Raw genomic sequence first — 26,585 nt, forward strand, 5'->3', positions numbered from 1 at the left:
CGCGGCGACTCACGCCGACGGGTGAGCACGTGATGGTTCGCGGCGGCCGGCGCCCCGTACGGTCTGTCCCGTGCGAGGCATCATCCTGGCCGGTGGAACCGGAAGCCGGCTCTTCCCCATCACGCAGGCCGTGAGCAAGCAGCTCATGCCGGTCTACGACAAGCCGATGATCTACTACCCGCTCTCGACGCTGATGATGGCCGGCGTCCGCGAGGTGCTGATCATCACGACGCCCGGTGATCAGGAGGCGTTCCGCCACCTGCTCGGGGACGGCAGCCGGCTGGGCATGCGGATCGAGTACGCCGTCCAGCCGCGGCCCGAGGGGCTGGCCCAGGCCTTCCTCATCGGCGCCGAGTTCCTGGACGGCGAGGCGGCCGCCCTGGTCCTCGGGGACAACATCTTCTACGGAGCCGGTCTCGGCAGGGCGCTGTCCCGGCTGACCGCGCCCGAGGGCGGTCACGTCTTCGCCTACCACGTGGGCAACCCGCAGGAGTACGGCGTCGTCGAGTTCGACCGCGACGGCCGCGTGCTCTCCATCGAGGAGAAGCCGGCCCGGCCCAAGAGCTCCTACGCGGTGCCCGGTCTGTACTTCTACGCCGGCGACGTCGTCGAGGTGGCGCGCGGCATCCGGCCGAGCGCCCGGGGCGAGCTGGAGATCACCGCGGTCAACGAGCACTACCTGCTGGAGAACCGGCTGACCGTCACCGCGCTGGACCGCGGCACCGCCTGGCTGGACACCGGCACCTTCACCTCGCTGCGCCAGGCGACCGAGTTCGTCTCGGTGGTCGAGGAGCGCCAGGGCCTCAAGATCGGTTGCATCGAGGAGGTCGCCTGGCGCAACGGCTGGCTGGACGACGACGGCCTGGTCCGGGTGGCCGGTGAGCTCGGCAAGAGCGGCTACGGCGACTACCTCCTCGGCCTCCTCGCCGGCTGAGGATCCCGCCTACATCCGCCGGTAGTCGGTCGGCGCGAAGCGGGGACCGCGGCGCGGCCGCCGGGGACCGCCGGCCAGCAGCAGCCGCACGACCCGCTGGCGGTGTCCCCGCCACGGCTCCAGCAGGGCGAGCATGCCGTCGTCGTCGGTGACCCGGTGCCCGGTCAGCGCGTAGCCGACCAGATTCTTCAGGTGGTAGTCCCCCACGCTGACGGTGTCCGGGCAGCCCAGCGTCCGCTGCACCACCTCGGCGGCCGTCCACACCCCGATGCCGGGGACCGAGCACAGCCGCCGCTGCAGGGCGGCCGAGTCGCAGCCGTCGTCCGGCTCCAGCCGTGCCGCGACGGTCGCGACGGCTCGCAGGGCACGGCGTCGCGCGCCGTCGAGTCCGCAGGCGTGCCACTGCCAGTCGGTGACCTCGAGGACGCGCGCGGCGGTAGGGACGACGCGCATCCCCTCCGGCGCGGGACCGGGTGCCGGCTCGCCGGCGAGCCGGAGGAGTTGCCGCCACACCCGGTGCGCCTCGACGACGGTGACCTTCTGCTCGAGCACGGCGGGCACGAGGGCGTCCCACGTCCGGCCGGTGGCGCCCAGCCGCAGCCAGCGCGTCCGGCGGTGCAGGTCGGCGACCAGGGGGTGGTCCCCCGGGTCGAAGCCGTCGGCGCGGTCCTCCGCACCCAGCACGCGCGGCACCGCCGCTCCGGCCCACTCCGCGCCGGGACCCCAGGCCGACACCGTGACCCGTCCGGCGGCGACGCGGATGCGGACCGTCGCCGGCCCGTCCGGGGTGCTGGTCGACCGCCAGATGCCCTCGGGGGTGACGCGGTGGGCCGGGTCACCCGCACCCCGGCCGTGCGGTGCGAGCGAGCGCACCAGGTCCAGCGGCCAGTCCGGCTCCCACGTCGTCTCGAACGGAGCGGCCGTGGCCGGGGCGAGCGCGGTCATCGAGGTCCGCCGCCGTCGAGGGCGGCGACGGCGTCCGGGCCGTCGCCCTGCTGCTCCGGCTCCTCCTGCGCCGCCGCGCGGCGCCGGCGGAGGGCGGCGACCCCGGTCCGCACGCCTGCCTCGAGGAGGACCGCGAGCAGCAGGCCGGTGGCGAAAGCGGCGTGGATGTTGTGCTTGGCCAGTTCGTAGTAGCCGTCGCCGAGCGCCATCACCGACTGACTGACCGCGTAGGCCGTGAGGAACACGGCCAGCGTCCCGCGAGCGGCCCGGAACGGTTCCCGCGACCGGGCCCACCGCACCCCGAGAACGGCCGCCCCCAGCCAGACGAACGCGATCGCCGGCACCGGCCAGCCACTCGGCAGCAGTCCGAGGGCCCAGAAGACCGGGCTGGGGCGCTCGGCCAGCGGGGCCTCCCCGCCCGGCTCACCCGGCAGGTTGGCGAGGTAGTCGACCCGCGCGTCGGGCACGGAGTCGATCGACTGCGGCACCATCTCCAGGAACCGGCCGGGGTGCGCGGCGAAGAACCCGACGTACGTGCGCCAGGAGAAGATCGTCCCCGCGTTGTCGATGAGGACGGGGTCGTCCCACGGCGTGTCCTCCTCCCACGCGCTCATGCCGGCGAAGCGGCCCAGTTCGCTCGGCAGGCCGAGTTCCCGCAGGTCGGCCTGCGGATCGTCGGACTCCTCGAGCAGCGTGTAGAAGAGCAGGTTGAACTGGTTGCCGTTGCTGAGCAGGCCGCCCTGGCTGCGCGCGACCTGCGCGGTCAGCCCGCCCAGGACCGCCACCAGCACCAGGAGCACGACGCCCAGCCGGGGCACCTCCCACCGGCCCGTCGCCGTCGGGCGGTTCCAGTGCCGGCGGCTGAGCAGGAGCGCGATCGCCACGGCGGGGACGACGGTGATCAGCGCGGACTTGGCCGTTCCCGTGAAGAGGGCCGCCGCCGCGAGGACCAGCAGCCAGGGCCAGGTGCGGTGGACCACCACGCCCACGAGGCCGGCGCACACCCACAGCAGCCCGATGAAACCGGCCTGGTCGGTGTAGCCGGAGTTGAGGTACGTGACGAACCCGATGTCGCTCACGGCCACCACGACGAGGGCCACCAGGGGCCATCGCCGACCCGTCGCCCCGGGCAGGGCGAGGTAGAGCGCGGCGGCGCCGGCACCCAGCAGGACCGCTCCGACGACGGCCATCACGGTCATGTCGAAGGTCTGCTCGCCGGTGACCTGCCGGGAGAACCAGTAGGTGAGCCGCAGCAGCGGCCGCCAGGAGGTGGTGTAGTCGAACCCGTCCCCGTCCGGGCAGGGCTCCACCGGCCCGTAGTCGCTCTCGAACCCCTCCTGGGAGGACTCCGGGCCGATCACCAGCCCCAAGCGGCAGACCAGCCGGTTGGCGTCACCGTTGTCGGCCAGCCCGACGGTTCCGCGGACGAGGAGCTGGGCCAGCACGACCGCCGTCGTCGCGGCCCACACCGCCGCCGCGACCGCGGCACGAGGACGCCCGAGGCCACCCGCGGGGTCCCGCTCCTCCACGGCTCCGGCCGTTCGACGCCGGTCACCGAGGAAGCGCACGACGACCATCTTCCGCGACGACGGGACCGAACGCCGGTGCGAGGCGCCCCGAGTTCGTCACAGCGACCCGACCACCCCTCGGGTCACTCGGGCGCCATGCGCAGCGCGGCATCCGGCTCAGCTGAACCGGTCGCCGTGCCGTGTCTCCACCTCGGCGAGCATCTGCTTGACCCGCTCGGCGTCGGACACGGGGCAGACCATCGTGACGTCGGCGGTGTGCACGACGACGCTGTCGCGGACCCCGAGCAGCGCGATCAGGTGGTCGGGGTCGTCGGAGAGCACCACGTTCCCGGAGCTGTCCAGCAGCACCCGCAGCCCCCGGCCGGCGTTGCCGTCGGCGTCGGTCTCCAGGGTGTGCGCCAGCGCCGGCCAGGAGCCGATGTCGAGCCACTCGACGTCGAGGTCCACCACGGCCACCCGGCCGGGTTCGGCGGCCGCGGGCTCGAGGACCGCGTAGTCGACGCTGATCTTCGGCAGGGTCGGGAAGACCTCCGCCAGGACGGCGTCGCGTTCCGGCCCGGCCGGGGCCGCCACGATCGCGGCCAGGCCCTTCGCCGACTCGGGCAGGTGGTCGGCGAGCGCGTCCAGCACGGTCTGCGCCCGCCACACGAACATGCCCGAGTTCCAGACGTACTCGCCGGAGGCCAGGTACTCCTCGGCGGTCGCGAGGTCGGGCTTCTCGCGGAAGGACGCCGCCTCGGCCGCACCGGGCACCTCCGTCGGTGCGCCCTTCTGGACGTAGCCGAACCCGGTCGCCGGGGAGGTCGGGGTGACCCCCAGGGTCACCAGGGCACGCGGGCGCACGGCGAGGAGGTCGTAGGCCGTGGTCAGCGCCGTGACGAAGCGCTCCACCGGCCGGATGACGTGGTCGGCGCTCACGACGGCGAGCTCGGCGTCCGGGTCGACGTCGGCGACCAGGGCGGCGGTCAGCCCGACGGCGTTGGCCGTGTCGCGGGCGGTCGGCTCGAGGATCAGCCGGTCGTCGCGCAGCCGGGGCAGCGCCGCGCGGACCATGTCGGCGTACCGGGCGGCGGTGCAGACCCAGATCCGGTCGGCCGGCAGCACGGCCTCCAGCCGCATGAACGCCTCCGCCAGCAGGCTGTGCGCGCCGCCGTGCTCGTCGGCCACGACGTCGAGCAGCTGCTTGGGGCGCTGGGCGCGGGACAGGGGCCACAGCCGCGTGCCGGAGCCGCCCGCCATGATCACGGCGTGTCGCATCAGTCGTCCCTCTCGGTCGTCCGGTCGGCTCAGGAGTGGCCGGGAGCGGGGTGGTCCGGGTGGTCGTGCGGGAGCTGGTCGACCGTCTGCTGCGGCTGGGCGCCTTCGTCGACCCGGCTGCTCACGTAGGACAGCAGCATCCGGGCGCCCAGGCCGGCGCGGAGGGCGGCCCGCAGCGGGGCGTGCCGGCGCCGCGGCCAGTCGGCCGACAGGTACCGCAGCGCGCTGGTGTGGTGCACCCGCTGCATGCGCCGGGCCGACCGCCGGGTGGCGTGCCCGCCCTCGTGGGTGACCACCGCGGTGGGCACGTAGACGTGCAGCCAGCCCCGCTGCCCCATCCGGCGGGCGAGGTCGACGTCCTCGAAGTACATGAAGTAGCCGGGGTCGAAGCCGCCGACCGACGCGTACGCCGCCAGGTCGACCAGCAGGCAGCTGCCGGAGAGCCACCCCGCGGGACGCTCGGTGAGCTCGTCCCGCTCCCGGCGGTAGCGCGCCGTCCACGGGTTGGTGGGCCACACCCAGCCGAGGGCCGCGTGGCCGACGCCGGTGGACAGGGACGGCAGCTCGCGGGCCGAGGGGTAGATGGCCCCCTCGGGCGTGCGGATCGCCGGGCCGAGGGTGGCCGCCCGGGGCCAGCGTCCGGCGGCGGCGAGCAGTTCGTCGACCGATCCCGGCTCGAAGCGGACGTCGGGGTTGGCCACGATCGCGTACCCCGAGTCGTGCCCGGCCAGCGCCGCGTTGGCGGCGGCGCCGTAGCCGATGTTCCCGCCGGTGCGCAGCAGGCTGACCTCCGGGCGCTCGCGCGCCGCCCGCTCCGGCACGCCGTCGGTCGAACCGTTGTCGGCGAGCACGACCTCGTAGGGCCGGGTGGTGGCCAGGGCCAGGGAGTCGAGGAAACCGGCCAGGGTGTCCCCCGGCGAGAAGGTCACCACCACCACCCGCAGCGGCGCGTCGGCGGAGGCGCTTCCCACGGAGGCCACCCTACGTCGGACGCCCACCACCTCAGGCATGGTCCCGCCGTGCGCCGGTCGCGGCGGCGTACGCGCGCAGGTGCTGCTCCGCGCACGTCCGCCAGGTGAAGCCGGCGGACCGGGCGACCGCGGCCGAGGACAGCTGAGCCCGCCGCTCGGGATCGGCCAGCAGCCCGCGCAAGCCGTCGGCGATCGACGCGGCGTCCGGCTCGGTGTAGGCGACGGCGTCCCCGCCGACCTCCGGCAGGGCCAGCGACCGGGTGGTCAGCACCGGCGCGCCGCAGGCCATCGCCTCCAGCACGGGCAGCCCGAAGCCCTCGGCCAGGCTCGGGTAGGCCAGCACCTCGGCCCCGCCCAGGAAACCGGCCAGCAGCTCGAGGGGCAGGTATCCCGGCCGGAGCACCTCGAGGTGGTCCGGGACCCGGGCGAGCACCTCGTCCACGCGCTCGTCCCAGCCGCGCCCGCCGGCGAGCACCAGGGCGGGCGGGTCGGGCATGTCGGCCACGGCCTGCTGCCAGCCCTCGATCAGGGCCGGCACGTTCTTGCGGGGCTCGATGGTGCCGAGGAAGGCGACGTAGCGGGTGGCGCGCAGGCCGAGGTACCGGCGGGCGTCCGCGGTCTCCTCCCCGGTCGGGACGTGGAAGCGGGCGGCGTCCACCCCGTGGTGGGCGACCTCGACCTGCCCGTGCACCCCGCGCGTGACCCGTCCCAGCTCGTCGAGGGTCGCCCGCGACGGGACCACGCAGCGGGCCGCCCGGCGCAGCGAGACCGTCGTCCAGGCCCGGAAGAACGCCCGCTTGACCGGCTGGTGCACCTCGGGGTGGGTGAAGAAGGTGGCGTCGTGCAGGGTCGTCACGACCGGCAGGCCCGCGGCGAGCGGCATCGTGTAGTGCGGGCAGTGGATCACCGCCGCGCCCACCCGGCGGGCCACCCGGGGCAGCCCGGCCTGCTCCCACGCCAGCCGGACCGGCCGCCGCTGGACGCGGTCCGGCGCCACCTCCAGCCGGATCCCGGACAGCAGGTCGCGGTAGAAGGTCTCGTCGCGGCGCTGGCAGACGACGGCGAGGTCGGCGCCGAGCTCGACGAGGGCGGGCAGTAGCTGGTCGACGTAGCGACCCACGCCACCCCGATCGGCCGGCACGGCCGTGGCGTCGACCAGCACGCGCGGTCCGACACCCACAGCACGCTCCCGTTCCGCCCACGTGCCCGGCACGCCGCCCTCGCTGGAATCGCGCCCACGGTAGCCCCGCGTCGGACGGGGTGAGGTCCGGGCGCCGGCGCCCCCGCCCTCAGAGTTCCCTCCCTCTACGTTGCTCCCATGGGGACACCCGGACCACTGCGCGTCGACATGACGGTGGAGCAGCTGTGGCAGCCGGTCCCCGGCGGCTCGGGGACCTACATCCGGGAGCTCCTGGCGGAGTACGCCCGCATGCCCGACGTGTCGGCGACGGGCATCAGTGCCTGGCACGACGCCGCCGCGGTGGCCGAGGCCGCCCCCGGTGTCGCGCTCCGGCGGCTGCCGCTCCCCCGCCCCGCGCTGTACGCGGCGTGGGAACGGGCCCGCCGACCCCGCGCCGGTCGGAGCGCCGACGTCGTCCACGCCACGACCTGGGCCGTCCCCGGCAGCCGGGTCCCCCTGGTCGTGACCGTCCACGACCTGGCCTTCCTGCACGACCCCGACCACTTCACCGCCCGCGGAGTGCGCTTCTTCCGCCGCGCACTGGAGATCACCCGCGCCGAGGCGGCCGCGGTCATCGTGCCCTCGCAGGCGACCCGCGCCGACTGCATCGCGGCCGGGATCGTCGAGGACCGGCTGCACGTCGTCCCGCACGGCGTGCGTCCCCCGGCGACGACACCCGCCGACGCCGTCACCTTCGCGGAGCGCCACGGGCTGCGACGGCCCTACGTCCTGTGGGCCGGCACCCGGGAGCCGCGCAAGAACCTGCCCACGCTGGTGTCGGCCTTCGCGCGGGTCCTCGCCGAGGGGGCCGACCTCGATCTCGTGCTCGTCGGGCCCCAGGGGTGGGGCCCGGAGCAGGCGGCGCTGAGCGGACCGGACGCCGAGCGGGTGCACCTGCTCGGGCACCTGCCCACCGCCGAGCTGGCGGCGGCGTACGCCGGCGCCCTGGCGTTCTGCTACCCGTCGCTCCGCGAGGGCTACGGCCTGCCGGTGACCGAGGCGATGTCCCACGGCACCCCGGTCGTGACCTCCCGCGGGACGTCGACCGAGGAGGTGGCCGGCGGCGCCGCCGTCCTGGTCGACCCCCGCGACGACGCGGACGTGGCACGGGGCCTGCGCGAGGCGATCGAGCCGGCTGCGAACGCGCGGCTCCGACAGCTCTCGTCCGCCCGTGCGGCGGAGCTGGACTGGTCCGTCACCGCCCGTGCCACGACGACCGTCCTGCGCCGCGCGGCCGGAGTTGCGGAACGCTGACGTCGCCTCACGAGTCACACGCGTCCCGCGAAGCCCTGTCGACGCGGAACTCCTTGCTATCGGCAGGCCGGGAGCTACCTTGGAACTGTGGCGGGGCGACGACGGACAGTGATGCCGGCATGAGCCTCGGCACCGAGAAGGTCGTCATGATCGGGGGCGGCGGGCACGCGATGTCCTGCCTGGACGCCGCGGATCCCCGACGTCTGGAGTTCGTGGGCTACGTGTCCCCGAAGCCCGACGAGCGACTGCCCCTGCCCTACCTCGGCGGCGACGACGTCCTCGAGGAGCTGCAGCGGACCGCGGCCACCTCGGCGTTCGTCGCACTCGGGGACAACACCGCGCGCCGCTCGCTCTGCGAGGTCGTCACGCGGATGGGATTCGAGCTGGCGACCGTCGTGGCCGACACGGCGCGCGTCTCCCCGTACGCCTCGGTCGCCCCCGGGGCGGCCGTCCTGCACGGCGCCCTGGTGGGCCCGCGTTCGGAGATCGGGACCGGCGCGGTGGTCAACACCGCCGCCAGCGTCGACCACGACTGCGTGGTCGGCGAGTACGCACACCTCGCACCCGGTACCCACCTGGCCGGTGGGGTCCACGTCGGCGAGGGCTCCTTCGCCGGGGTCGGCGCCTCCGTCATCCCCGACGTCCGGATCGGCCCCTGGGCCGTGGTGGGCGCCGGAGCAGTAGTCATCACCCACGTCCCACCGCGTGAGACGGTCGTGGGCGCCCCCGCACGATCCAGGAGACGTTCATGACAGCCCTTCCCAGCATCGCGACCCGGACCGTCACCGTGGCCGAGCCCCGGCTCGGCGGCAACGAGGCGCGCTACGTGCAGGAGTGCGTGGAGTCGACGTGGATCTCGTCGAACGGGCGCTTCATCGACCTGTTCGAGCAGCGGTTCGCCGAGGTCGCGGGCACCCGCCACGCGATCGCCACGAACAACGGCACGACCGCGCTGCACCTCGCGCTGGCCGCCCTCGGCGTCGGCCCGGGTGACGAGGTCATCGTGCCGTCGCTCACCTACGTCGCCACGGCCAACGCCGTGCAGTACTGCGGCGCGACCCCGGTGCTCGCCGACGTCGACCCGCTGACCCTGTGCATCGACCCCGCGGACGTCGCCCGGCGCATCACCCGCCGGACGGTCGCCGTCATCCCGGTGCACCTCTACGGGCACCCGGCGGACATGACCGACCTCCGCCAGCTGGCCGACCGGCACGGGCTCGCCCTGGTCGAGGACGCCGCCGAGGCGCACACCGCCACCTGGAACGGCCGCCCGGTCGGCTCCCTGGGGACCGCCGGCGTCTTCAGCTTCTTCGGCAACAAGGTGCTCACCACCGGCGAGGGCGGCGCGGTCACCACCGACGACGACGCCCTGGCCGCCCGTCTGCGGCTGCTCCGCGGGCAGGGCATGGACCCGCAGCGCCGGTACTGGTTCCCGGTGGTCGGCTTCAACTACCGGATGACCAACATGGCCGCGGCCATCGGCTGCGCCCAGCTCGAGCAGCTGTCCGAGTTCCTGCTGCGCCGCCAGGAGATCGCCGAGCGCTACGACGCCCACCTCGCCGGCGTCCCCGGTATCCAGACCCCGGCCACCGACCCGCGGGCGACCCGGGTGAACTGGCTGTACACGGTGCTGCTGCCCGAGCACGTGAGCATGGCCGACCGCGACGGCGTCATCGGAGCGCTGGCCACCGACGGCGTCGAGACCCGCCCCGTCTTCCACCCGATGCACACGCTCCCGCCGTACCTGCAGGAGGACACCTTCCCCGTGTCGACCATGCTCGGCCGGCGCGGCATCTCGCTGCCCACCCACGTCAATCTCAGCGACGACGACATCGACTTCGTCGTCGAGCGCTTCCTCGCCCGGGTCGCGCGGCTCCGCCTGACGTGAGCGGAGCACCACCGCGCACCGGGGAGGTCGCGCCGCGGTCGTTGTTCGACCGGAGCACCTTCACCGCCCTCGTCCGGGCCCTGCACCCCCAGCGGCAGTCCACGACCGCTGCCCGGCTGAGCGTCGGTCCGCTCGACCGCGAGCCGGACGCCGTCACGGCGTGGGTCTACGGCACCTACGCGACGGTGCTGGGCCGGCTGCCCGACGCCGGCGGCCTGGAGCACTACAGCACCCACCTGCGCCGCGGCGGCCGCCCCGAGGAGCTCATCGAGCTGCTCTCGGCCAGCAGCGAGGCCGAGGAGCGGGCCGCGGACGCACCGGCGCACCCGCACCACGTCTTCGTGACCGGCGCCTACCTCCTGGCGCTGGGCCGGCTCCCCGACATGGGCGGCCTGCACGGCTACGTGGCCGCGCTGCGCGGCGGGACCACCTACGACGACGTCCTGCGCTCCCTCGTGCACTCGGACGAGGCGCGGAGCCTGCTGCGCTTCCCGCCGGCCACTCCCACGCTGGAGGAGGAGCTGGCCCGCTCGGTCCACCGGTCGGTCACCGGCCAGGCCGATGCGGACCTGGAACGCGGTCTGGTCGCAGGCCTGCACGCCGGCCGGCCGGCGACGTGGCTGGCCTGGGCGATCGTGCGCAACCGCGGTGGTGGCCGGCGTGCGATGCTCCGGGCGCTGCCGCGCGCCGTGTGGGCCACCCACCGGACGCGGCGGGACGCGGGTTCGGCCTGGGTCGTCAGCGCGCTCGAGTCCAACACCGAGTGGAACTGGCGTGTCCAGCGCCGGCTCGAGCAGGACGTGGCGCGGTTGTCGCGGGAGGTCGCCGACCTGCAGGACCTCCTGCGCCGGCGGTGACGGCGAGAACTCCGCGGAGGCGTCGGAGCGGGACCGGTCGTGCGGACCACCCGTGGGCGACCAGGAGCGGACACGGCCACCGGTCAGGTACCGGAGGCGGAACGAGACGGGGGACGGCGACGATGAAGGTCGCGATCGGAGAGGGCGGACGATGAAGATCATCATCGTCACGTCCATGGTGCCGTTCGTGGAGGGCGGCGCGGAGTCCCTGGCGACGTGGCTCAGCGACGCGCTCGAGCGACGTGGGCACGAGGTGGACCTCTTCCCCATCCCGGTGCAGGGGCAGACCGACCTGCTGCCCGGTCAGATGGTGGGCCTGCGGTCGATGGACTTCACCGGCATGGGCGACCGCCTGATCGCGATCAGGACGCCGAGCTACCTCGTCCGCCACCACCACAAGATCCTCTGGTTCATCCACCACCACCGGCCGTCCTACGACCTGTGGGACGAGTACCGCGACGTCCCGAACGACCCCGACGGCTGGGAGTTCCGGCGCATGATGTTCGCCTCGGACGAGGTGGCGCTGGCCGAGGCCAAGCAGATCTTCACGAACTCCGCGCGGGTCCGGGACCGGCTCCGGCACTACAACGGCGTCGACGCCGAGGTGCTGTACCCGCCGCTGCCCGAGGGCCTCGACGTGACCCCCGGCCCCTACGGTGACTACCTGTTCTCGATCTCGCGGATCCAGCAGCACAAGCAGCAGCTGCTGACCGTCGAGGCCATGGCGCACACCGAGACCCCCGTGCGGCTCGTCCTCGCCGGCCGCGGCGCCAACGACGGCTACGCCGAGCAGATCGAGCGCCGCGTGCGGGAGCTCGGCCTGACCGACCGGGTCACCTTCCACCACGAGCGCGTCCCGGACGAGAAGAAGTGGTCGCTGATGAGTGGCGCCCTCGCGTCGGTGTACCTGCCGCGCGAGGAGGACAGCTACGGCTACGTGGGGCTGGAGAGCGCCCTCGCCCGGCGGCCGCTGGTCACCGCCACCGACAGCGGCGGGGTCCTGGAACTGGTGCGCGACGGGGTCAACGGCCTGGTCACCGCGCCGCAGCCCGAGGCGCTGGCCCAGGCGTTCGACCGCCTGTACCGGGACCGCGAGCTGGCGGCCCGGCTCGGCGCCGGCCACGACCAGCGCCTCCGCGAGATGAACATCGACTGGGACCACGTGGTGGAGAGGCTGGTGTCGTGAAGGTCCTGGTCCTGAACAACGGGATCCCCTTCCTCAAGGGCGGCGCGGAGCACCTCGCCGACTCCCTGGCGCACGAGCTCGAGGTCCGCGGGCACCAGGCCCAGGTCGTGCGGCTCCCCCTGCGCTGGCACTCCCCCGACGCCATCGCCGACAGCATGGCCGCGGCCGCCGCCATCCGGCTGGAGGACGTGGACCGGGTGATCGCCCTGAAGTTCCCGGCCTACCTGGTCCCGCACGAGAACCGGGTGGTCTGGCTGCTGCACCAGTTCCGGCAGGTCTACGACCTCTGGGCGACCCCGCACCAGTACCTGCCGGACGACGAGTCGACCGAGGAGCTCCGGCGCGCCATCCAGGCCTCGGACACCCGCGCGCTCCGCTCGGTGAAGGGGCTCTACTGCAACAGCTCGGTGACCGCCGACCGGCTCGAGCGGTTCAACGGCCTGCGGGCCGAGGTGCTGCTCCCGCCGCACGGCGACGCGGGCATGTTCCACGACGCCGGCGACGAGGGCTACATCCTGGCGATCGGCCGGATCACCGCCAGCAAGCGCCAGCACCTGCTCGTGGAGGCCATGGCGCACGCCGGTCCGGACGTCCGGCTGGTCGTCGCCGGTCAGCCGGAGACCGACCTGGACCGCCGGGCCATCGAGCGCTACGTCGCCGAGCACGGCCTGGAGGACCGGGTCCGGCTGCGCCTCGAGTTCATCAGCGACGAGGAGAAGGTCGCGCTGCTGTCCCGGGCACGCGGCGTGGCCTACCTCCCGCACGACGAGGACTCCTACGGCTACGTGACCGTGGAGGCGATGCTGTCGCGCAAGCCGGTCCTGACGACCACCGACTCGGGCGGGGTCCTCCAGCTGGTGCACGACCAGCACACCGGCCTGGTCGCCGAGCCCGACGCCCCGTCGCTCGGTGCGGCGATGACCACGCTGAGCACGAGACCGCGGCTCGCCGCGGAGATGGGCGCCGCCGGCCACGCCATGGTCGAGGCACTGGACCTGAGCTGGGACACGGTCGTGGAGACGTTGCTGTCGTGAGGATCGCCTGGTGCACCCCTTTCTCCCCGCGGAGCGCGATCGGCGCCGTGGGAGCACTCGCCGTGGACGCCCTGCGCCGGACCGGTGACGTCGACGTCGACATCTGGTACCCGGTCGACGCGGGCGGCCGGACGTGGCCCGACCCCGGCCGCGAGATCGACGAGACCACCGTGGAGCGGCTCGCCGAGTACGACGCCGTCGTCTACAACATCGGTGACCAGCCGGTCTACCACGGCCCGATCATGGACCTCGCCCACGCGGTGCCGGGCGTCGTCATCCTGCACGACCTCTCGATCGTGCACCTGGTCTACAACCGGCTCCGCGAGGTCGGCGACGACCACTTCGCCCGGACCATGCAGCGCTGGTACGGACCCGAGGGCGAGCAGGCCGCGCGCGAGGGGCTGGCCCGCCCGGAGGACTGGCTGTGGCGGCCCGAGACCGTGCAGACGTACCCGATGACCGAGATCGCGCTGGAGCACGCCACCGGGGTGGTCACGCACTCCGCGTACGCCGCCGAGGCCCTGCGCGACCGCTACGTCGGCGACGTCACCGTGGTGCCCCTGCCGGTGTCCGTCGAGGACGCCGACGCCGGCTCCCTCGACTCCCTCGGTCTGCCCGACGACCGGCTCGTGGTCCTCCAGGCGGGGGTGCTCAACCCCAACAAGCACGTGCACACCGTCGTCGAGGCGATCGCCGAGGCCGGCCTGGGCGACCGGGTGCACCTGGTGGTGTGCGGTCACGCCCAGCCGCAGGACCTGGAGCGGCTGCGCCGGCACATCGACGACCTGGGCCTCACCCGGAGCTCCACGGTCCTGGGCGAGGTGAGCGACCAGACGCTGAACGCCCTGCGCACCCGAGCCGACATCGCGACGATCCTGCGCCACCCCTGCGGCGAGGCCGCCTCCGCCGTCCTGGCCGAGAGCCTGGCCTTCGGCCTGCCGGTCGTGAGCGTGGACGACGGCTGCTACCGGGAGGCGCCGGCCGACGCGGTGAGCCGGGTGCCCACGCCGCCGTCGGCGTCGCGGGTCGCCGCGGCGCTGCGCCGCTGGGTGGATGCCCCGGAGGCACGCGAGCGGGCGTCGGCGGTCGCCCGCGAGTTCGCCCGGGAGCAGCACTCCCCCGAGGCCTACGCCCGGGGCATCCTCGACGCACTGGCCACGGCCGGGGCCGCCCGGCGCCGGACCGCGCTGGCCGAGGACCTGGCCCGGATCGCGGCGCGGAGCGGCTACGGGCCGGAGTCGTCCCTGGTCACCCGGCTGGCCGCCCGGGCGCACGAGCTCTTCGGCGCGGCACCGCGCCGCCTCCCGCCGACGTTCCCGCCCGGCGGCGACTCGGCGCTGTGAGGCTCCGGTTCTAGGACTGGTTCACGACACCCCGCAGGGCCAGTACATGTTCTTCAGCAGCCACACCGAAGTCAGAATCCCGATTCCGCCAGGCAAGGACCCGGAGTGCCCACGCTGTACCTGCGCAGCCGCCCCTCGCCGCGGCTGCGCAGCCACCTCGGAAGGAACTCTCGAAGCATGGACGCTCGTACCCCAGAACACCGCAACTACTGGGACTCCTTCTACGCCGGCAAGCGCAGCGGCGCCGTACCTGCAGAACCGTCAGCGTTCGCGAGGTGGACCCAAAGGCGGCTTTCCCCGTCGCAGCCCATCGTGGAGTTCGGCTTCGGAAACGGCCGGGATTCGCTGTGGTTCGCCCGCGAGGGCCACCCGGTCACGGGATATGACTTCGCCTCATCAGCGGTAAGCCAGGGCCAGGACCGCGCGGTCAGGGAAGGACTGCCCGCAAGGTTCTTCGAGCTGGACCTGTACGACTCGGCAGCGACCGCGATGGTGGCGGAACGCACCGCGGGATTAGGCTCACCCGCGCTCTTTGGCCGCTTCCTGATCCACTCGCTCGAAGAGGCTGGCCGGCAGAACCTCTTCGACATCGCCGCCACAGCTCTGGGCGCGTCCGGAGGAGACCTCTACCTGGAATTCCGCACCGGCAAGGATCAAGGGCGCAAGCACCTGTTTGGTGACGATCACTTCAGGGTGTACCTCGACCCCACCATCGTCGAGAACGAGTTGGTGGACCGGGGGGCGCACATCTTGCACACAGAAGCCGGACATGGCCTGTCTGTCTACAAGACGGAGGATCCGCATGTCGCCCGAATCGTCGCAGCCTGGACGACCTAGGGCGTGTCGCCCAATCCTGAGCGCCTGTGGACGTGATCGTGCGGCACGTCGTGGCGAGCGGTGCCGCCCCTGCCCCGTGGAGCGGATGAACGGCACGCGCTCGGTGTCCGGCCAGAGGTTGAGATTCTCTGGATACCCCAGCACCACCACGTTGTCGAAGATCGCGTCGAGGGTGTCGCGCTGAGCCGTGATTCGGGAAGAGCAAGCCGACCTCGTAGGCCCGGATGTGAGCCAGTCGCCATCACGGCGACGGCCGGCGCGTGCTCGATCCGGTCAACGAAGCGCGCGAACGGGTAGACGGTGCCGCTGCCACATCGACCAGCACTCCGCCGTCGGCCGGCAGCACGCCTTGCATGAAGCTGAGGTCCTGCCGCAGGGGCGCGACGCTCCCGGACCTGCGACCAACTCGTCGATAACCCGAGCGCGTCCTCAGCCAGCAGGTGCGCTGCCATGCGGCGATAGCTGGCCCGGCTGGTTCACCACCACCGCCGTAGGAAACGACACAACATGCTCTCGTTCTTGAATGCATACCCGGCGACCTCCATCAGGGAGTCCGCCGCTGGATGGACGCCGCACCAGGCGATCCCGACCTCCGCGGCCCGGACCATGGCGGCGTCGTTGGCTCCGTCGCCGAGTGCGATGCGGAACCGTCCCTGGTGCCGGCGGATGGCCTCGGCCTTGTTGAGGATCGACCCTACGCCGATCCCACCCCCCTCCAGCACGGTGGCGCGGGAGGTCATCCCTTGCAGCCCGTGCCGGTCGAGGAAGGGCTGCACCCAGATGTCGAGGTTCCCCGTGACGACGGTGACCCGCTCCGGGTGCTCCATGAGCAGCGCCATGAGCTCCTCGAACACCGGCGCACCCAGGATGGCTTCGTGCACGACCTCGACGGGCACCTGAGACAGCATCGCGACCCGCGACCGGAAGCTCTCCGCGAACGGGATGCGACCGGCCAGGGTGTCGTCGGTCAGCCGGGTGATCTCCTCTTCGATGCCGGCCGACCGCGCGATGGTCGGCAGCAGCTCGGTGCGGGTGAGCGTGCCGTCGAGGTCCACGAGCACCACCGGATCGGCCACGGGTCATCCATTCCGTCGCGCCCCCAGCCGGTCGTGCACCGCCGTAAGGAAGAGATCGGTGTCGAACGAGCCCTGCCCTGGCCGGACCCGGCCAGCGCGCGAGAGAACGTCCGGAAACTCGTCGTCGCCGCAGACGATGGCGTCGAACTCCGCGAGTTCACCGCCAAACAGGATGTCCCCGCCCGGCGGCAGCACGCAGATGGGGCGGTGACCAGCCAAAGACGCCTCGGCGATGACAGAGCCGGATGCAGTCGAGACGACCAGAGGCGCCTCGGCGATCAACGCGGAGGCTGGCATTCGGGGGTCCAGCATGATCGCCCCGGCGTCTCGGAGCGCCGACTCAAGATCTTCCAACCCCGGCCAAACTGGGAGTTTGACCGCCATGCCGTGGGCCAGGGTGCGTCGGAGCGACTGAACGAGAAACGGTCCCCCTCCCTCACTCATCAGCCATTTGAACGCCGAGACGAACAAGATTCCGCGGTCGCGGACCACGTCGGGCACGACGGTCTGCGCCGTCCCTGCCGAGCCGATCCAACCCGCTACGACGGTGGGCACGTGCGCGCTCGCCCACCACGTCGAGTCGTCGGTTGCGACGTACAGGTCGAGCAGGGAAAGAAAGGGAATCTCTCCCGGCATCACGGGGTCGGCGAGGTCGTGCGGCACGTAGACGAGCAGGTCCGCTCCGACCGCTACCTTGAGGCTCTGCGGCGTCGCGTTGAACGTCTCGATGTCGTAGTACTTGTCGTAGACCCGCCCCGCCAGGCCCAGGTGCTGGGACGTCACGAGCACCAGCGGACCGTCGCCGGGGGGCACCGTCTCCGGCCCGACCGGCTCCACCGCCAGGTCGACGACCGAAACCGACATTCCGCGCCGCTCCAGCTCGGCGGCGAGCGGGCGAAGCGACAGCTCCGTTGCGGAGCCCACCATGAGAAAGCGCGGTGTGCTCATGACTGATCCTCCACCGGCACGCGGCGGGCGACGAGCCAGGCCGCCATCGGTTCTTTGCCCTCAGGAAGGGTTGTTCGGGGGACGGTCAGAATCTCGCCCGGCACGGGCATGGCGAACGATGTGTCGACCACGACCGGCTCGCCACCGTGGCGCCGCCCGAAGACATGACTCACCTCGATGAACCCAAGTCGATGCAGGCGACGCCGCGCGCCGAGCACGGCCAGCTGCCGCTCGTCGTGCGACTCGCCGAAGTGAAAGGGCACGGGATGCAGCAGTCGCAGCAGCGTGCCATCGATGATGTCGCGGCGCACTCTTGCGAGCGCGCTGACGTATAGCTCGTCCGTCAGCACCAGCGTCCCATGCGAGCTCTGCGTCTCTTGGCCGGCCGCGCCCGACAGTCCGGCGTAGGCGACGTTCACGACCTCCCGCCCCACGAGCTCCGCAGACAGCTGCTGGGCGTACGGCCCGAGGACAAGGGCAGGCAACTCACCCCAGGGATCCGCCACCTCATGCCACGGCAGCGTCCGAAGCACCGAAGGCAGAGAGAACGGGTCATCCAGCGGCGCGAGTCCGTCGCTCGCGGCCAGCGTGGCGCCTACGTCGGCCATCACTCCATCGTCGCCGCGACCGTCGCCAGCGAGAGCGGCGAGAAGGCGGACCCGCTGCTGGTGCTCCCCGGTGTCGGAAACGGCCTTGACCAGCACCTCGAGGTCAGACGTGCTCGACCAGTGGGCGAGACCCTCAGGATCCGGTGCCCGGCCCAGCAGTGCCCGATACACGTCATTCACCACCGCAGGGCCCAGGGGCGGAGATTCGTCCTGGGGCGTGGCGGCCCTAGGCTGGGGCCGACGGAGCTTCGCCGCCAACTTAGCTACCTGGGACATCGCGCTTCCTCATGCTCTCGAGCCGGTCACCCCAGTGCGCTCCGGAGCGGTGTGGACAAGCCCCGCCGCTCCGGAGCGGCGTGGACAAGCCCCGGCGATCGTACGGAGCCGGGCAGGCAGGGACGACCGCATAGGTCTCACCGGCCACTTCCGCCGCCGCCCGTCACTCCAGCCCTCCGGCACCGGACGTTCCCGCGGGGGAACCGGGCCGGCTCACGGTTGGTCGAGGAGGGCCAGGTCGTGGTCGACCATCCGGGCGACGACCTCCTCGAACGGGACCGTCGGCGACCAGCCCAGGACCTCGCGGGCCCGGGTCGAGTCCCCCACGAGCTCCGGCGCGTCCGAGGGACGCGCGAAGCGGGGGTCGAGGGTCACGTGGCGTTCCCAGTCCTCGATCCCGGCGGCCCGGAAGGCGACGGCGACGAAGTCGCGGACGCTGTGCGAGACGCCGGTGGCGATCACGTAGTCGCGGGCCACGTCGTCGCGCTGGGCGAGCACCATCGCCGCGACGTAGTCCGGCGCCCAGCCCCAGTCCCGCCGGGCGTCGAGGTTGCCCATCGCGAGCTCGTCCTGGAGGCCCCGCGCGATCCGCGCCGCCCCGACGGTGATCTTCCGCGTCACGAAGGCCTCGGGACGACGGGGCGACTCGTGGTTGTAGAGGATGCAGCTGCAGGCGTGCAGCCCACGGGCCCGGTAGACCCCGACCAGGTGGTGGGCGTAGGCCTTCGCCGCGCCGTAGGGGGTCAGCGGGCGCAGCGGCGTCGTCTCGTCCTGCGGGACGCGCGAGGTGCGGCCGAACATCTCCGCGCTGGACGCCTGGACGAAGTGCACCGGCCGCCCGGTCCGCTCCTGCAGGTCGTGGGAGGCCTTGAGCAGGTGCCCCACGGCCACGCCGCTGACCTGCGCGGTGAGGGCGGGTTCCTGCCAGGACAGCGCGACCGAGCTCAGGCCGCCCAGGTTGTAGACCTCGGTGGGCTCCACCTCGGCCACCACCGACTCCAGGCCGGCACCATCGCCGAGGTCGCCGACGTGCCGGTGCACGGCCTGGGGCAGCACGAACGGGCCCTGCTCCTCGTCCGCGGCACGCACCAGCGCGTGCACCTCCGCGCCCTCGGCCAGGAGCCGCTCGACGAGATAGCTGCCGTCCTGTCCGGAGGCCCCGGTCACGAGGGCGCGGACGGCGCTCACCGGCCCGCGAGCTCCTTCTGCTGCGCCAGGTCGGAGTCGAGCATCATGCGGACGAGGTCGTCGAACCCGACCTTCGGCTGCCAGCCCAGCTGCTCGCGGGCCTTGGTCGGGTCACCGATCAGCAGGTCCACCTCGGCGGGCCGGAAGAAGCGCGGGTCCTGCGTCACCTTGCCCTCCCAGTCGTCGATCCCGACGTGGGCGAACGCGACCTCGAGGAACTCGCGGATGGAGTGCGTCTCCCCGGTGGCGACGACGTAGTCGTCGGCCTGCTCCTGCTGGAGCATCAGCCACATCGCCTCGACGTAGTCACCGGCGAAACCCCAGTCGCGCTTGGCGTCGAGGTTGCCCAGCGCGATGCCGTCCTGCAGGCCCAGCGCGATGCGGGCCACCGCCTGGGTGATCTTGCGGGTGACGAACTCCGGACCGCGGCGCGGGGACTCGTGGTTGAACAGGATGCCGGAGGACGCGTGCATCCCGTACGACTCGCGGTAGTTGATGGTCATGTAGTGGCCGTAGACCTTCGCGACGCCGTACGGCGAGCGCGGCCACAGCAGCGTGCTCTCCCGCTGGGGCACGTCCTGCACCTTGCCGAACATCTCCGAGCTCGAGGCCTGGTAGAAGCGGACCTTCGACAGGTCCTGGCCGGCGTACAGCCGGGTCGCCTCGAGCACGTTGAGGACGCCGATGCCGGTGACGTCCGAGGTCAGCCGCGCGTTCTCCCAGGAGTACGCGACGAAGGAGATCGCACCCAGGTTGTAGACCTCGTCGGGCTGGGCCTCCGAGAACGCCCGGATCAGGCTGGACAGGTCGGTGATGTCCCCGTTCAGCAGCTTGACGTCGGGGACGACGGACCGGACGAGCTCGGCCTTCGGGTTGTTCTGGCCACGGATGAGGCCGTAGACCTCGTAGCCCTTCGACAACAGCAACTCGGACAGGTAGAGCCCGTCCTGACCGGTGATGCCGGTGATGAGTGCGCGCTTCATGTTGTCCTTCGATCGCCGAGCCGGAACTCCGGCCACCCTAGCGGGACGGGCTCGTCGGGGCTCGGCTGCGGGCACCCGCGGAAACTCCTGCACGCCCTGACACGATCGCCGGACACCGACCGAGGAGGAGACCCCATGCGCGTGGCCCTCGACGCCACCCCGCTGCTCGGGCAACGCAGCGGAGTGGGCAACTACGTGCAGGGTCTCGTGCAGGGACTGGCCCAGCTCGAGGACGGCCCCGAGGTCCTGCTGACCCTCTTCAGCATCCGCGGCGCCGTCCCCGGCCCCCTGCCCGCGCGGACCCGCCCCGCTCCGCGGCGGGCACCCGCCCGCCTCCTCCGCCGGGCCTGGCGCCGGTGGCCCTGGCCGCCGGCCGAGCTGCTCACCGGACGCGTGGACGTCTTCCACGGGACCAACTTCGTCGTCCCGCCGCTGGCGCGCGCGGACGGTCTGGTGACCGTGCACGACCTCGCCTACCTGCGGTACCGGGAGACGGTGACCGGGGACGCCGCCGAGTACGCCTCGCTGGTCCCGCTGGCCCTCCGCCGCGGAGCCGCGGTGCTCACCGTCAGCCGGGCGGTCGCCGACGAGATCGCCGCCGAGTACGACGTGCCGGCCGACCGCATCACCGTCGCGCACAACGGCGTCGACCCGGGCTGGGCCGACGCCGCCCCGGCCTCCGACGAGGACCTGCGGCGCCTGGGCCTGCCCGACCGGTACGTGCTGTTCACCGGCAACTTGGAGCCGCGGAAGAACCTCGGCACCCTCCTCCGGGCGCACCGGGCGGCCCGCCGCGAGGACTCCGCGGTGCCGCCGCTGGTGCTGGCCGGACCGGCCGGCTGGGGCGACCGCTGGCAGGGTTCCCCGCCCGACCCGGCCGACGTGGTGATCGCCGGCTACCTGGCCGACGCCGACCTGCGCGCGGTGGTCGGGCGGGCGGGCGCGGTCTGCATGCCGTCCCGGTACGAGGGGTTCGGGCTCCCGGTGCTCGAGGCGCTCGCGGCGGGCCGTCCCGTCCTGGCCAGCGACATCCCCGCTCACCGCGAGGTGGCCGGGGGGCACGCCACGTTCCTCCCGTCCGACGACGCCGACGCCTGGTCGGCGGCGCTCGGCCGGCTGCCCTCCGACGACGACGTCGCGCAGCGGTCCCGGCGGTCGCACGCCGCGCAGTTCACCTGGGAGGCGAGCGCCCGGGCGCACCTCGCCGCGTACGCGCAGGTCGGCGCGACTCCGTAACGGACCGGCCGGTCCTCGTAGGATGTGCCGGTGCTGCCGGACCAACGATTCGTGTCCTTCGCCCAGAACGCCGAGGACGTCGTTCTCTGGCGGGCCCTGAAGCATCTCCCCCGCGGGTGCTACGTCGAGGTGGGTGCGAACGATCCCGTCGACGGATCCATCTCCCGCGCCTTCTACGACCGCGGCTGGTCGGGCATCGCCATCGAGCCGGTGCCCGCGTTCGCCGAGGCGTACCGGCGGGAAAGGGAGCGGGACGTCGTCGTCCGGGCGGCGATCGCCGACTCCGACGGGGAGCAGCTGACGATGCACGTCATCGACGGGACCGGGCTGTCCACCCTCGACGCCGAGGTGGCCCAGCGGCACCGCGAGGCAGGCTGGCCCACCCGCGAGGAGACCGTGCCGGTCCGACGGCTCGACGACGTGCTCGCCGAGCACCTCTCCCCCGAGGACGACATCCACTTCATGGTGGTCGACGTCGAGGGCAGCGAGGCCTCCACCCTGGCGACGGTGGACCTCGGCCGGTGGCGCCCGTGGGTGCTCGTGGTCGAGGCGACCGCGCCGAACAGCGCCGAGCCCACCCACGAGCAGTGGGAGGACACGGTCCTCGCGGCCGGCTACGAGCTGTGCCTCTTCGACGGACTGTCCCGCTTCTACGTCGCCCGCGAGCACGAGGAGCTGCGGCCCGCGCTGGGCGTGCCCGCGAACCCGCTCGACGAGTTCGTCCGCCACCGCGAGGTGGAACTGGACCGCGAGCTGGCCGCTGCCCGGACCGGGCTGACCGAGACCGAGGCCGAGCGCGACGACCTCACCAGCGAGCTCGTGCGCTGGCGCGGCGCCGTGCTGGAGCGCTGGGTGACCGCCGCCGCTGGCGGGGGCGCGGTGGGCGACCGGCCCACCCACGAGCTCGTGCGGCTGCGCAAGGAGCTGGCGGACACCCACGCCACCCTCTCCTGGCGCATCACCGCGCCGCTGCGCGCCGTCCAGACCCGGCGACTGCGGGGCTGGCGGTGACCTCGTCCTCCGTCGTCCCGCCCCCGGTGACGACCCGCGACCTGGTCGGCGCGCTCCGCCAGCGGCTGGAGGTCGCGGCAGCGACCCTCGGTGTCGAGGTCGACGTGTCCGGTGCCGACAGCCGGACGGCGGCCTCGCTGCTGTACGCGGCCCTGGTCGAACGGGTGCACGAGGACAGCGGCACCGAGTCGCTCTGGCTCCTGCTCACCGCCGTCGCCGCCGCCATGCCGGACTCGGACGAGGTGCTGGCCGCCCGTCGCGCCCGGGACCTGCACCGGAGCGGCGACTTCGGCGCGTGGCTCCTGGACGCCACGTACGAGACGGCGGCCCACCGGGGCGCGCTCGCCGCCGAGATGGCGGTCGTCGAGGACACCGTCGTGGTGGACGTCGACTTCACCGCCCAGCACAAGCTGCACACCGGGATCCAGCGCGTGGTGCGCGAGACGGTCCCCCGCTGGCACCGCGACAACGACCTGACGCTCGCCGCGTGGACCACGCAGGGCGGCGCGATGCGGTGGCTCGAGGAGACGGAGTCCGACCGCGTCCTCCGCTGGCACGACCTGGTCGACCCCGACGACGAGGACGACACCGAGGAGCGCGACCAGCGGCTGCTGGTCCCCTGGCGGTCGTCGATCCTGCTGCCGGAGAACCCGCCGCCGGAGCACTGCCCGGCCCTGGCCGCGCTCGCCGTGCACTCGGGCAACCGGGTCGCGCTCATCGGCCACGACTGCATCCCGGTCATCAGCCCCGAGCTGATCCACACGGGGCTCCCGGACCGCTTCACCCGCTACCTCGAGGTGGTCAAGCACGCCGAGCGGGTCGCCGGGGTCAGCGCCTCGGCCGCCCGCGAGTTCCGCGGTTTCACCCAGATGCTGGCCGCCCAGGGCCTGACCGGCCCCGACGTCGCCGTGTGCCCGGAGCCGAGCGAGATCCCCTCCGGCCAGCCGGCTCCCCAGCTCGACCCGCCGCTGGTGGTGAGCATCGGCAGCTTCGAGCCGCGCAAGAACCAGCTGGCCGTGCTGCACGCCGCCGAGCACCTGTGGCGGGAGGGCCTGCGCTTCCAGCTCCGGTTCATCGGCGGCGGCGGCTGGGTGACGGAGGCCGACGGCTTCCTCCAGCGCCTGCGGGCGGCCGGCCGACCGGTCACCCGGGCCACCGCGGTGACCGACGCGGAGCTGTGGCACAGCCTGCGGTCGGCGCGCTTCTCGCTGTTCACCTCCCTGCACGAGGGTTTCGGCCTGCCGGTCGCCGAGTCGCTCGCCTGCGGCACGCCGGTGATCACGACCCACTACGGCTCGACCGCCGAGATCGCCGCGCAGGGTGGCGCGCTGACCGCCGACCCCACCGACGACCTCGACATCGCCGACCGGATGCGGCAGCTCCTGACCGACGACGTCCTCCTGGCCCGGCTGCGGGACGAGGCCGCCGCCCGGCCCCGCCGCACGTGGGACGACTACGCGCGCGAGTCCTGGGCGGTCCTCGTCCCGTCGGCCGACGATCCCGCGGGAGCCCCGGCATGAACCGCTTGACCGCCCGCCTCACCCGGCCCGTCGGCCTGGCCGCCCGGATGGCCGGCGCGCCGCCGTCCGAGCGGCAGCGGCTGCACGAGCGGGCGTCGCTCGTCGTCGCGACGCTGTCCGGCGCGCCCGCACCGGCCGGCCGCCGCGACCTGCTGACCCGGCTCGAGCAGCTCCTCGAGAGCGGCGACCCTGCGGCCGTGTGGCTGACCCTGTCGGTCCTCGAGGGACGGCTGGCCACACCGGCCGACGTGCGCCGCACGGTGCGCGCGATCCGGCTCGACGGCGTCGGCGCCGCCCTCGGCGCCACCGTCGCCCGCATCGCGCTGTCCTGGCTGCCGCAGCGGGACGAGGCGACGGTGCGGGTGGTGCAGGGCGCGGTGCTCGTCGACCTCGACCACACCGCTCGCACCGGCCTGGCCACCGGGATCCAACGCGTGGCGCGGGAGACCGTGCGTCGCTGGTCCCGCGACCACGACGTGGTCCTGGTCGGCTGGGACGCCGACTACGAGCAGCTGCGCCTGCTGACGCCGGCGCAGGCGACGACGGCCCTCACCGGGGAGGGCGCCGTCGAGAGCGAGCGCACCGGTGACGTCGTCGTCCCCTGGGAGTCGACCTATCTGCTGCCGGAGCTGTCACTGGAGTCCGAGCGCAACGAGCGGATCAGCGCCGTCGCGCAGTACGCCCGCGGTCGTACCGGTGTCATCGGATTCGACTGCGTGCCCATCACCACGGCTGAGACGACCGCGCTGGGGGTCAGCGAGGCGTTCGCCCGGAACCTGTCGGCGGTGCGGCACATGGACCGGGTGTCGGCGATCTCCCGCGCGGCCGCGGCCGAGTACGGCGGCTGGCGCACGATGCTCGGCTCGGTGGGCGACACCGGTCCGGAGATCGTGGCCGCCCCGCTGCCCGCCGAGGCCCGCGCGACCTCGGAGGCGGAACTCGACGCCGCGCGGGAGCAGCTGACGGTGCCCGGGATGCCCATGGTGCTGTGCGTGGGCACCCACGAGCCGCGCAAGAACCACCTGGCGCTCCTCCACGCAGCCGAACTCCTGTGGCGGGAAGGCGTGGAGTTCAACCTGGTCCTGATCGGCGGCCGGTCCTGGAACGACGAGCGGTTCCAGCGGGCCCTGGGCGAGGCACGCGCCCTCAACCGCCCAGTGGACACCCCGCAGGGCGTCACCGACGCCCAGCTATGGGCCGCCTACCGGTTGGCGCGGTGCATGGTGTTCCCCTCGCTGAACGAGGGCTACGGGCTTCCGGTCGCGGAGGCGCTGGCCTGCGGCACGCCGGTCATCACCTCCGGGTACGGCTCCATGGCGGAGATCGCCGCCGACGGCGGGGCGCTCCTCGTCGACGCACGCGACGACCACGACATCGCCGCGGCGCTGCGGACGCTCCTGACCGACGACGCGGAGCGCGACCGCCTCGCCGCCGAGGCCCGGAACCGTCCGGTCAGGACCTGGGACGACTACGCGCGTGACGTGTGGGATGTGCTCACCGGCTGATCGGCGTGGCTCGCCGGGGAGGAGCGGACCGGTCCGGTACGTGACCTACCCTCGACTCGCCCCGTGCCCGCGTTCCGCCGGCACCCCGCGACACCACGGAGACGCATGACCACGCTCGAGTCCGAGGCGCGCAGCGCCCGGCTGGCAGAAGCGCCCTGGGTGGACAGCGCACCCAAGGGTGGCGCACTGATCTCGGGAACCGGTCAGTCCATCCGGCGGATCCTCGGCCAGCGCGAGCTGCTCGGCATGCTGGTGCGCCGCGAGCTGAAGGCGCGCTACAAGGACAGCACCCTGGGCTTCCTGTGGAGCCTGCTGCGGCCGTTGTCCACCCTGCTCGTCTACTACGTGGCGATCGGCAAGTTCCTGGGCGCCGAGCGGAACATCCCCGATTTCGCCATCTTCCTGTTCTGCGGGCTCATCGCCTGGCAGCTGTTCCAGGAGAGCGTCAGCACCGGCACCGGCTCGATCGTCAGCAACGGCGGGCTGGTGCGCAAGGTCTACCTCCCCCGCGAGGTCTTCCCGCTGAGCACCGTGGGCTCGGCGATCTTCAACTACGGCACCCAGTTCGTCATCCTGGTCGCCGCGATGCTGGTGGTCGGCCGGTTCCCCACCGGCAGCCGGCTGCTCTACTTCCCGCTCGCGCTGGCCGTGCTGCTCGTCTTCGGGACGGCGCTGGCGCTGGCTCTGGCGGCCATCAACGTCTACCTGCGCGACTTCCAGTACCTGGTCGAGATCGTGCTCAACATCCTCTTCTGGGCGTCTCCCATCGTCTACTCGTGGGAGCTGGTCAGGAACACCATCGGCGGCGGGTTCCTCGAGACGCTCTACCTGTCCAACCCGGTCACGCTGGCCGTCCTCGGCATGCAGCGCGCGTTCTGGGTGTCCGGTACCGACGCGCCTTTCCCGGACGGCCTGCCCGTCAGACTGCTGATCGCCCTGGGCGTGGGACTGGTGCTCCTGTGGCTGAGCCAGCGGCTCTTCGCCCGCCTCGAGGGCAACTTCGCACAGGAGCTGTGAGC

At 73.0% G+C, this 26,585-nt stretch carries 24 protein-coding genes; 14 read left to right on the top strand and 10 right to left on the bottom strand.

The window, feature by feature from the left end:
• Window positions 1–70: 70 nt before the first annotated feature.
• A complete protein-coding gene (rfbA, locus tag BN344_RS10130) occupies window positions 71–934 on the top strand; it encodes a glucose-1-phosphate thymidylyltransferase RfbA (protein ID WP_040338419.1) in 864 nt (287 codons plus the stop codon).
• A 9-nt stretch (window positions 935–943) separates the two neighbouring features.
• Here the strand turns inward: rfbA and BN344_RS10135 are convergent, their stop codons facing one another.
• The 5 genes from BN344_RS10135 to BN344_RS10155 all read right to left on the bottom strand — a co-directional run bounded on the left by BN344_RS10135 (window position 944) and on the right by BN344_RS10155 (window position 6,816).
• On the bottom strand, window positions 944–1,879 hold the full coding sequence (locus tag BN344_RS10135) for a DNA-3-methyladenine glycosylase family protein (RefSeq protein WP_040338420.1): 936 nt from the start codon (window positions 1,877–1,879) through the stop codon (window positions 944–946).
• Window positions 1,876–3,447 (bottom strand): glycan biosynthesis hexose transferase WsfD, encoded by a 1,572-nt coding sequence (gene wsfD, locus BN344_RS10140; RefSeq protein ID WP_155858830.1) that lies wholly within the window; start codon window positions 3,445–3,447, stop codon window positions 1,876–1,878. Before wsfD ends, BN344_RS10135 begins: the two co-directional genes overlap by 4 nt.
• Window positions 3,448–3,564: 117 nt before the next feature.
• Complete coding sequence (locus BN344_RS10145; protein ID WP_040338422.1) at window positions 3,565–4,665, bottom strand: mannose-1-phosphate guanylyltransferase; 1,101 nt, start codon at window positions 4,663–4,665, stop codon at window positions 3,565–3,567.
• Between the two features lie 29 nt (window positions 4,666–4,694).
• Entirely contained in the window at window positions 4,695–5,636 is a 942-nt protein-coding gene (locus BN344_RS10150; RefSeq protein WP_051515907.1) for a glycosyltransferase family 2 protein, read from the bottom strand.
• Between the two features lie 31 nt (window positions 5,637–5,667).
• Complete coding sequence (locus BN344_RS10155; RefSeq protein WP_231486711.1) at window positions 5,668–6,816, bottom strand: glycosyltransferase family 4 protein; 1,149 nt, start codon at window positions 6,814–6,816, stop codon at window positions 5,668–5,670.
• 138 nt (window positions 6,817–6,954) lie between these two features.
• On the opposite strand from BN344_RS10155, the gene BN344_RS10160 reads away from it, so the two are divergent.
• The 8 genes from BN344_RS10160 to BN344_RS10195 all read left to right on the top strand — a co-directional run bounded on the left by BN344_RS10160 (window position 6,955) and on the right by BN344_RS10195 (window position 15,215).
• On the top strand, window positions 6,955–8,070 hold the full coding sequence (locus BN344_RS10160) for a glycosyltransferase family 4 protein (RefSeq protein WP_155858831.1): 1,116 nt from the start codon (window positions 6,955–6,957) through the stop codon (window positions 8,068–8,070).
• Window positions 8,071–8,189: 119 nt separating this feature from the next.
• Window positions 8,190–8,822, top strand: coding sequence for an acetyltransferase (locus tag BN344_RS10165; protein WP_051515774.1), 633 nt, complete (start codon window positions 8,190–8,192; stop codon window positions 8,820–8,822).
• On the top strand, window positions 8,819–9,958 hold the full coding sequence (locus tag BN344_RS10170) for a DegT/DnrJ/EryC1/StrS family aminotransferase (protein ID WP_040338423.1): 1,140 nt from the start codon (window positions 8,819–8,821) through the stop codon (window positions 9,956–9,958). Before BN344_RS10165 ends, BN344_RS10170 begins: the two co-directional genes overlap by 4 nt.
• Window positions 9,955–10,815, top strand: coding sequence for a DUF4214 domain-containing protein (locus BN344_RS10175; protein ID WP_081788531.1), 861 nt, complete (start codon window positions 9,955–9,957; stop codon window positions 10,813–10,815). The genes BN344_RS10170 and BN344_RS10175 overlap by 4 nt, the downstream gene beginning before the upstream one ends.
• Window positions 10,816–10,966: 151 nt before the next feature.
• The gene (locus BN344_RS10180; RefSeq protein ID WP_040338425.1) at window positions 10,967–12,001 is read left to right on the top strand and encodes a glycosyltransferase family 4 protein; all 1,035 of its coding nucleotides are present in this window, start codon (window positions 10,967–10,969) and stop codon (window positions 11,999–12,001) included.
• Window positions 11,998–13,035, top strand: coding sequence for a glycosyltransferase family 4 protein (locus tag BN344_RS10185; protein ID WP_040338426.1), 1,038 nt, complete (start codon window positions 11,998–12,000; stop codon window positions 13,033–13,035). Before BN344_RS10180 ends, BN344_RS10185 begins: the two co-directional genes overlap by 4 nt.
• Window positions 13,032–14,378 (top strand): glycosyltransferase family 4 protein, encoded by a 1,347-nt coding sequence (locus BN344_RS10190; protein ID WP_155858832.1) that lies wholly within the window; start codon window positions 13,032–13,034, stop codon window positions 14,376–14,378. Before BN344_RS10185 ends, BN344_RS10190 begins: the two co-directional genes overlap by 4 nt.
• Window positions 14,379–14,483: 105 nt before the next feature.
• Window positions 14,484–15,215, top strand: a complete 732-nt coding sequence (locus tag BN344_RS10195; RefSeq protein WP_155858833.1) for a class I SAM-dependent methyltransferase — start codon at window positions 14,484–14,486, stop codon at window positions 15,213–15,215.
• Window positions 15,216–15,691: 476 nt separating this feature from the next.
• Here the strand turns inward: BN344_RS10195 and BN344_RS10200 are convergent, their stop codons facing one another.
• The 5 genes from BN344_RS10200 to gmd all read right to left on the bottom strand — a co-directional run bounded on the left by BN344_RS10200 (window position 15,692) and on the right by gmd (window position 20,294).
• A complete protein-coding gene (locus tag BN344_RS10200; protein ID WP_051515776.1) occupies window positions 15,692–16,291 on the bottom strand; it encodes an HAD-IB family phosphatase in 600 nt (199 codons plus the stop codon).
• Window positions 16,292–16,294: 3 nt separating this feature from the next.
• Complete coding sequence (locus tag BN344_RS10205; protein ID WP_040338428.1) at window positions 16,295–17,239, bottom strand: hypothetical protein; 945 nt, start codon at window positions 17,237–17,239, stop codon at window positions 16,295–16,297.
• Window positions 17,236–18,018 carry a hypothetical protein gene (locus BN344_RS10210; protein ID WP_155858834.1) on the bottom strand — a complete coding sequence of 261 codons (783 nt, stop codon included), beginning with the start codon at window positions 18,016–18,018 and terminating at the stop codon, window positions 17,236–17,238. The genes BN344_RS10205 and BN344_RS10210 overlap by 4 nt, the downstream gene beginning before the upstream one ends.
• A gap of 318 nt (window positions 18,019–18,336) precedes the next feature.
• A complete protein-coding gene (locus BN344_RS10215; RefSeq protein WP_040338430.1) occupies window positions 18,337–19,311 on the bottom strand; it encodes a GDP-mannose 4,6-dehydratase in 975 nt (324 codons plus the stop codon).
• A complete protein-coding gene (gene gmd, locus BN344_RS10220) occupies window positions 19,308–20,294 on the bottom strand; it encodes a GDP-mannose 4,6-dehydratase (RefSeq protein WP_040338431.1) in 987 nt (328 codons plus the stop codon). Before gmd ends, BN344_RS10215 begins: the two co-directional genes overlap by 4 nt.
• 135 nt (window positions 20,295–20,429) lie before the next feature.
• Between gmd and BN344_RS10225 the strand changes: the two genes are divergently transcribed.
• The 5 genes from BN344_RS10225 to BN344_RS10245 all read left to right on the top strand — a co-directional run bounded on the left by BN344_RS10225 (window position 20,430) and on the right by BN344_RS10245 (window position 26,583).
• A complete protein-coding gene (locus tag BN344_RS10225) occupies window positions 20,430–21,530 on the top strand; it encodes a glycosyltransferase family 4 protein (RefSeq protein WP_040338432.1) in 1,101 nt (366 codons plus the stop codon).
• Window positions 21,531–21,560: 30 nt separating this feature from the next.
• Complete coding sequence (locus tag BN344_RS10230) at window positions 21,561–22,541, top strand: FkbM family methyltransferase (protein WP_166518220.1); 981 nt, start codon at window positions 21,561–21,563, stop codon at window positions 22,539–22,541.
• Window positions 22,538–24,061: a glycosyltransferase family 4 protein gene (locus BN344_RS19025; RefSeq protein WP_051515778.1), complete on the top strand. Its 1,524-nt coding sequence runs from the start codon at window positions 22,538–22,540 to the stop codon at window positions 24,059–24,061. Before BN344_RS10230 ends, BN344_RS19025 begins: the two co-directional genes overlap by 4 nt.
• Window positions 24,058–25,566 carry a glycosyltransferase family 4 protein gene (locus tag BN344_RS19030; RefSeq protein ID WP_051515779.1) on the top strand — a complete coding sequence of 503 codons (1,509 nt, stop codon included), beginning with the start codon at window positions 24,058–24,060 and terminating at the stop codon, window positions 25,564–25,566. The genes BN344_RS19025 and BN344_RS19030 overlap by 4 nt, the downstream gene beginning before the upstream one ends.
• Window positions 25,567–25,671: 105 nt before the next feature.
• Window positions 25,672–26,583 carry an ABC transporter permease gene (locus tag BN344_RS10245; protein WP_081788533.1) on the top strand — a complete coding sequence of 304 codons (912 nt, stop codon included), beginning with the start codon at window positions 25,672–25,674 and terminating at the stop codon, window positions 26,581–26,583.
• Window positions 26,584–26,585 lie beyond the last annotated feature (2 nt).

Origin of the sequence: Candidatus Blastococcus massiliensis AP3 (assembly GCF_000582785.1) — a bacterium.
Classification (GTDB): Bacteria; Actinomycetota; Actinomycetes; order Mycobacteriales; family Geodermatophilaceae; genus Blastococcus; species Blastococcus massiliensis.

Excerpts from the sequence above, each read along its gene's own strand:
- BN344_RS10160 (WP_155858831.1), top strand. The coding sequence starts at position 6,955 with ATGGGGACACCCGGACCACTGCGCGTCGACATGACGGTGGAGCAGCTG.
- BN344_RS10205 (WP_040338428.1), bottom strand. The coding sequence starts at position 17,239 with ATGAGCACACCGCGCTTTCTCATGGTGGGCTCCGCAACGGAGCTGTCG.
- BN344_RS10225 (WP_040338432.1), top strand. The coding sequence starts at position 20,430 with ATGCGCGTGGCCCTCGACGCCACCCCGCTGCTCGGGCAACGCAGCGGA.
- BN344_RS10180 (WP_040338425.1), top strand. The coding sequence starts at position 10,967 with ATGAAGATCATCATCGTCACGTCCATGGTGCCGTTCGTGGAGGGCGGC.
- BN344_RS10170 (WP_040338423.1), top strand. The coding sequence starts at position 8,819 with ATGACAGCCCTTCCCAGCATCGCGACCCGGACCGTCACCGTGGCCGAG.
- BN344_RS10145 (WP_040338422.1), bottom strand. The coding sequence starts at position 4,665 with ATGCGACACGCCGTGATCATGGCGGGCGGCTCCGGCACGCGGCTGTGG.
- BN344_RS10245 (WP_081788533.1), top strand. The coding sequence starts at position 25,672 with ATGACCACGCTCGAGTCCGAGGCGCGCAGCGCCCGGCTGGCAGAAGCG.
- gmd (WP_040338431.1), bottom strand. The coding sequence starts at position 20,294 with ATGAAGCGCGCACTCATCACCGGCATCACCGGTCAGGACGGGCTCTAC.
- BN344_RS19030 (WP_051515779.1), top strand. The coding sequence starts at position 24,058 with ATGAACCGCTTGACCGCCCGCCTCACCCGGCCCGTCGGCCTGGCCGCC.
- BN344_RS10165 (WP_051515774.1), top strand. The coding sequence starts at position 8,190 with ATGAGCCTCGGCACCGAGAAGGTCGTCATGATCGGGGGCGGCGGGCAC.
- BN344_RS10135 (WP_040338420.1), bottom strand. The coding sequence starts at position 1,879 with ATGACCGCGCTCGCCCCGGCCACGGCCGCTCCGTTCGAGACGACGTGG.